At 77.1% G+C, this 1,457-nt stretch carries 2 pseudogenes; one reads left to right on the forward strand and one right to left on the reverse strand.

Annotated features, from left to right (window positions below):
- Positions 1 to 179: 179 nt before the first annotated feature.
- A pseudogene (locus ACIP5W_RS30615) lies at positions 180 to 1,054 on the reverse strand (ABC transporter permease); the annotation flags it as partial.
- Position 1,055: 1 nt separating this feature from the next.
- Here ACIP5W_RS30615 and ACIP5W_RS30620 point away from each other — a divergent pair.
- Positions 1,056 to 1,327 (forward strand): annotated as a pseudogene (locus tag ACIP5W_RS30620) (carbohydrate ABC transporter permease); the annotation flags it as partial.
- Positions 1,328 to 1,457 lie beyond the last annotated feature (130 nt).

Consider the following 1,457-nt stretch of genomic DNA (forward strand, 5'->3'; position numbering starts at 1 on the left):
GTGGAACTGGGCAAGGTCCTCGCCAAGCGCGTCGAACCCGCCCTGACCGAGGGCGCCGACGTCCCCGGCCTCGACCCCTCCACGAAGGCCCTCGTCGCGACGTACCGGGAACTGCGCGGCCGGTAGGGGCAGAAAACCACGCGCCGCGGGACGGGGCCGCTCGCCCCGTCCCGCCGCCCTCAGGTCACCGCGCTCAGCGTGTCCGCCAGTCGCCGGCGGGCGGCGCGGGTCGCCGGTACGGCGGCGAGCGCGGTCGCGCCCAGCACCGCGGCGGCGCCGAACAGCGGCAGGACCGGCGACGGGCCGTGGGCGATCCCGGCGCCGATACCGCTCGACCTGCCCTGGGCGTCGATCAGCCAGTGGGCGAGCGGCGTGCCCAGCGCGGTGCCGGCGAGGACCGCGGCCAACGCGGTGCCGACGAGGACCGCGGCCAACGCGGTGCCGGCGAGGACCGCGGCCAGGGCGGTGCAGCCGGTGGCCGTCACCGTGATCGCGGTGATCCGGCGCGGGGACGGACCGACGGCCTTGAACGCCGGCAGGTCCCGTTCGCCCTCGCGCACGGTGCCGCCGATCGTCGTGAGCAGTCCGATGAGCCCGATCAGGGCGAGGACGGCGATCAGACCCGCGAAGACCCCCCGCAGCGGGGACAGCCCGTCGGCCGGGTTCGTCACGGTGTGCACGTCGAGCCGTCCCTGCCCGGCCGTGGTCGGCCGCCCGGGCACCGTGTCGGGGCCGGCGCCGGACCGCAGCCGCAGCCGGTACAGCGTCGGGCCGAGCCCCGGGTCGTTCTCGCGGAGGGTGTCCAGCGAGGTGGAGATGGTCCGGCCGGCGTTCTCCGGCTCGATGCTGCGGCCCACGATGTGCAGGATCTGCGGCTGCTCGCCCACCGTCATCCGCACCCAGTCGCCGACGCGTACGTCCAGCAGGTCGAGCAGCCCCTGCCCGGCCACCGCCTCGTCACGGCCGTGGGCGGGGCGGCCCTCGGCCAGGATGTACGGGTAGGGGTCCGGCGGGTGTCGAGGCCGCGCAGCGCGATCGTGGCCGTCCGGCCGGGTCGCCCGGTCCTCCCGGTGGGTCGGCCGGCCCTGGCCGGCCTCGCCGTCTTCCAGTTCCTGTGGGTGGGGAACGACATGCTGGTCGCCCTGCTCTTCGCCGACGGCTCCGCACCGCCGCTGACGGGGCAACTCCAGTCACAGATAAGGCAGTTCGGCAGCGACATCGACGTAATGGCGCCGGGGCCTTCCTGTCCCCGGTGGTGCCGGTCGCCGTGTTCTTCGCGTTCCAGCGGCACTTCGTGCAGGCAGTGACGGCCGGCTCGGTGAAATGACCGGCCGACGAGCGGGGGGGGGGGGGGGGGGCCCGCCGGGCGGCCGCCCCCCCCCCCCCCCCACCGGGCCGCCGGGCGGGCCACCCGCGCGCCCCCCCCCCCCCCCCCCCCCCCCCCCCCCCCCCCCCCC

Origin of the sequence: Streptomyces sp. NPDC088766 (assembly GCF_044750845.1) — a bacterium.
In the GTDB taxonomy this organism is placed as follows: Bacteria; Actinomycetota; Actinomycetes; order Streptomycetales; family Streptomycetaceae; genus Streptomyces.